Raw genomic sequence first — 3,444 nt, forward strand, 5'->3', positions numbered from 1 at the left:
CACAAGCTATTTACGCAATACGTTTATTAATGGGGTAAATACTTTCAAGGAAGAATGGCTAAGTGGCGGTAAGAAGATTGAAACTGCCTTTAGCAATGGCACAAGCTATTTACGCAATACGTTTATTAATGGGGTAAATACCTTTAGAGAAGAATGGCAAAGTGGCGGCAAAAAACTGGAAACTGCCTTTAGCAATGGTAAAAGCTATCTACGAAATACCTTCGTCAATGGGCAAAATGTTTTGCGTCAAACATGGGAATCTAGCGGTAATTACATAGAAGATAGTTGGGATTCCGCCGGTAAGTATCTTGGTAGAAATGTTTGGAATTCCGCAGGTAACTTTATTAGCGGGGTAGGTAGCACTATAAGCGGATGGGTTAATACTGTGAAATCATGGTTCTAGTTAGGCATCAGCTAATTAACATAGCGTGAGCTGGTTGATGGGAATGAAGGCGTGATCGTTGTCCTGGGGAATGTTGGGGGTGTGATCGCTTTTAGGATGTGGGAGGGGCGATCGCTTTGTTGGCGATGATGGGGGGCGATCGTTGTTTTGGGGGATGTGGAAAGGTGCGATCGCTTTTTTCTTGTTATAAATAATTATTAACCAATAGATTCCATTTCACCTGCATCATTGATGAGTACAGATTGTCCTATTGGTAAAGATGAGAGTATTTCACTAATTTTTGACATTAGAGGAAGTAAATGATTAGGATAAGTGCTACGAGAGTCTAAAATAATAATTCTCAAAATTCTACTGGTCAAATTTTGCTGATAAGGAAGATTTTTATCGGCTGTAATAAAAGCATCAAAAGGATGTTTTTCCGCTAAATCAAGAATTTCTCTATCCTTTAAACCACGCCATCCCATATCATTAACGTTATAAACCATGTCACCTTTCTTTAAAAAAGGTTGTTTGAGTTTTGTACTCAAAAGATTTTCGTCTAGTAATATAATCATTAAGCACAACGTTCCTGAGCAATGAGTAATTTAGCTGCGTTTTCTAAAACTTTCATAGTTTGAGTCTCCAGATAAGGAAAATCATTAATAAACTCAGCTAATCCTCCCTCTCCTTCGAGATAGTCGAACAATGTTTGTAAAGGAACACGAGATCCCACAAAAACCGGAACTCCACTCATAATTTCAGGATCGCAGTGAATAATTCCTTGAGTTTCTAATAAATTATTCAGCATCATGTTTCCTTCAAGATATAACGTGTATCATCTCTAATTATACCTTAAGATATCAAGTGCGACTCTTTTTTGGGGATGTGGGAAGGTGCGATCGCTTTTTTTAAGTGGAGATGCGATCGCCTATGAAATGGAACATCTGGATAACTGCCAGCGATCACCGTTTAAGATTCCATGACGAAAAGGGGTTGATGTTGATAGCATAAATAGAGTAATAGCAATCGAAACCCCATGACACCTATCCGCATTGGCAATGGCTACGATATTCACCGCTTTGTTGGCAATCGCCCGTTAATTTTTGGGAGGGTCAGGATTGACCATAGTTTGGGGTTAATGCCAAGCTGAAAAATACCGACTCACGGGGGGGATTAAATAATATTTCTGCCGACAATTTTCTCCCCTTGAGTATCAGTTAAATTTTTTTTCCAAAAAAGCTTGACAAAACCCCACGACTTGACAGATAATTTCTTATATAATGGGAATCCGTGCCTGCCTGCGAACCCCCTTTTTTCAGGTCAAATAAAGCCCCAAAAAATTAACCCCAAAAAGTAGGCTGAGTTAATTTCAGTGGTCAGTAAACTGATAACTGATAACTGATAACTGATAACTGATAACTGATAACTGATAACTGATAACATTTTTACCCCACCACCGATAAACTATCAACAATTAGCGAGGGGGTATAACAGGAGCCATTCCATTGATTATCGGACCCCAGAGCGATTAAATTCTGCAAAGCGGTATAAACATTTCCCGTCACCATTGTATCTTTAACTCGTCCGGTGATTTTGCCCTTTTCTATGCGATAACCCAGATCGATATTGACGGAAAAATCGCCCGAAATATCGGCCCCATGACCTAAAATTTGGTCGATAACTAAGCCCTCGTCTATTTGCGAGATTAAATCCTCTAAAGTTCCCTCTCCCGGTGCAACGATTAGATTAACCAAATCTGGCATAGGATAAACCCCTAAACTAGGACGAAAACCGTTTCCTGTCGGAGGAGTTTTTAATAATCTGGCCGTGGTACGATCGCTATAGAATTCCTTAACTCTACCTCCCTCAATTAAAGATAAAAATTTGGTAGGAGTTCCCTCATCATCAAAGGGACAACTATAGGGTTCTCGGTCTGGTTGTTGGGATAAAGTGAACTTTTCTGACATCACCAATTGACCGATTTTATCACTCCAGGGCGAGGACTTTTCTAAGATCTGTTTACCATTTAAAGCCATCGCCACCGTACCCCATAACAGGGTAACTGCATTAGCAGTCAATAAAATTGGTAATTTACCTGTGGGACTATCCACATTATTGGCTGCCCATTGTAGTCGCTGCAATAACTGTTTAATTACCGTATCGGGATGAGGTGTACTGCGAGTATATTCCCCATCATAAACCGCGAGAAAATCCTCCCCCCGCACCCATTCAATCCCCAGATAATAACTCAAAGCTGTATCAGTATATTGACAATACAAACCCTGGGAATTAACTAAACGGGTGATTTCCCGTTCACATTCCCATTCACCACTACAAATAACATCAGGATAAACTTGGCGAATTTGGCCAATCATTTGATTACCCATCTCGATTAAAGATTCTACCGCCACATCCTGGCCAATCGGGTCATAAATTGCCTGTCGTGGTGCCGAAAATTCGATTTCTTCTGGGGCATTGAGATAGGATAAATTTAACGCTGTTTCTACTAAAATTTCCGGTTCCACATCACCATAACCCACCGCTAACCCTGGACAACCCTCGCGCCATAATCTTAAGGCAGTTCCCACGGATTCGGAACTTTCTAGCTGTTTGAGACGATTAGCCTCAAAAAAAACGGGATGGGAAAGGGAGGAAGATTGATAAACTTCGGCTGCCACCGCTCCCGATGTGAGAGCTAGTTCGATGAGTTGTTGCGGATCGATCGTCATGGTGATAGTTTTTGAGATAATGGCTATCTGATTATCTCAAGCTTCGGCGCCAACACCTAAGACTGCGGCGAGTTAAAAAATTTTTGCTTATTCATCAATAATATTTTTGAGCAAAGATGATCAAGTGGGCAATGAAGTTATCATAGAATCGATCGAGAGTCAAAAATATGGATACTCCCACCTAGAGAGGCTGAAAAAATGACGATTGCCAAAAGCGACGAAACTGCCACCTCTCCGGCACTGATAGAAGAAGATTTCGAGGACTTCTGGGAACCCCCCCCACCCCCCACAGACTTAATTTTTGATGATGGTGAACCCTTGGAAAGCAACCGA

The 3,444-nt window shown here is 41.0% G+C and carries 5 protein-coding genes and 2 pseudogenes; 3 read left to right on the top strand and 4 right to left on the bottom strand.

Annotated elements, in window-relative coordinates:
- Window positions 1-403 (top strand): hypothetical protein (locus IM515_RS25510; RefSeq protein ID WP_287633063.1); only part of this gene is annotated, 403 nt, incomplete at its 5' end.
- Between the two features lie 197 nt (window positions 404-600).
- Here the strand turns inward: IM515_RS25510 and IM515_RS25515 are convergent.
- Window positions 601-957: a DUF5615 family PIN-like protein gene (locus IM515_RS25515; protein ID WP_002743387.1), complete on the bottom strand. Its 357-nt coding sequence runs from the start codon at window positions 955-957 to the stop codon at window positions 601-603.
- The gene (locus IM515_RS25520; protein ID WP_036400617.1) at window positions 957-1,193 is read right to left on the bottom strand and encodes a DUF433 domain-containing protein; all 237 of its coding nucleotides are present in this window, start codon (window positions 1,191-1,193) and stop codon (window positions 957-959) included. Before IM515_RS25520 ends, IM515_RS25515 begins: the two co-directional genes overlap by 1 nt.
- Window positions 1,194-1,418: 225 nt before the next feature.
- Here IM515_RS25520 and IM515_RS25525 point away from each other — a divergent pair.
- Window positions 1,419-1,523, top strand: a pseudogene (locus tag IM515_RS25525) (2-C-methyl-D-erythritol 2,4-cyclodiphosphate synthase); the annotation flags it as partial.
- Window positions 1,524-1,702: 179 nt separating this feature from the next.
- On the opposite strand, the gene IM515_RS25530 reads toward IM515_RS25525, so the two are convergent.
- Both IM515_RS25530 and IM515_RS25535 read right to left on the bottom strand, forming a co-directional pair.
- Window positions 1,703-1,825, bottom strand: a complete 123-nt coding sequence (locus IM515_RS25530; protein WP_287633069.1) for a hypothetical protein — start codon at window positions 1,823-1,825, stop codon at window positions 1,703-1,705.
- Window positions 1,826-1,827: 2 nt separating this feature from the next.
- Window positions 1,828-3,111, bottom strand: a complete 1,284-nt coding sequence (locus IM515_RS25535) for a TldD/PmbA family protein (protein ID WP_287633071.1) — start codon at window positions 3,109-3,111, stop codon at window positions 1,828-1,830.
- A 198-nt stretch (window positions 3,112-3,309) separates the two neighbouring features.
- Between IM515_RS25535 and IM515_RS26255 the strand changes: the two are divergent.
- Window positions 3,310-3,444 (top strand): annotated as a pseudogene (locus IM515_RS26255) (Uma2 family endonuclease); the annotation flags it as partial.

The organism is Microcystis sp. M44BS1, assembly GCF_020244875.1.
GTDB lineage: Bacteria > Cyanobacteriota > Cyanobacteriia > Cyanobacteriales > Microcystaceae > Microcystis > Microcystis panniformis.

Excerpts from the sequence above, each read along its gene's own strand:
- IM515_RS25515 (WP_002743387.1), bottom strand. The coding sequence starts at position 957 with ATGATTATATTACTAGACGAAAATCTTTTGAGTACAAAACTCAAACAA.
- IM515_RS25520 (WP_036400617.1), bottom strand. The coding sequence starts at position 1,193 with ATGATGCTGAATAATTTATTAGAAACTCAAGGAATTATTCACTGCGAT.
- IM515_RS25530 (WP_287633069.1), bottom strand. The coding sequence starts at position 1,825 with ATGTTATCAGTTATCAGTTATCAGTTATCAGTTATCAGTTATCAGTTA.
- IM515_RS25535 (WP_287633071.1), bottom strand. The coding sequence starts at position 3,111 with ATGACGATCGATCCGCAACAACTCATCGAACTAGCTCTCACATCGGGA.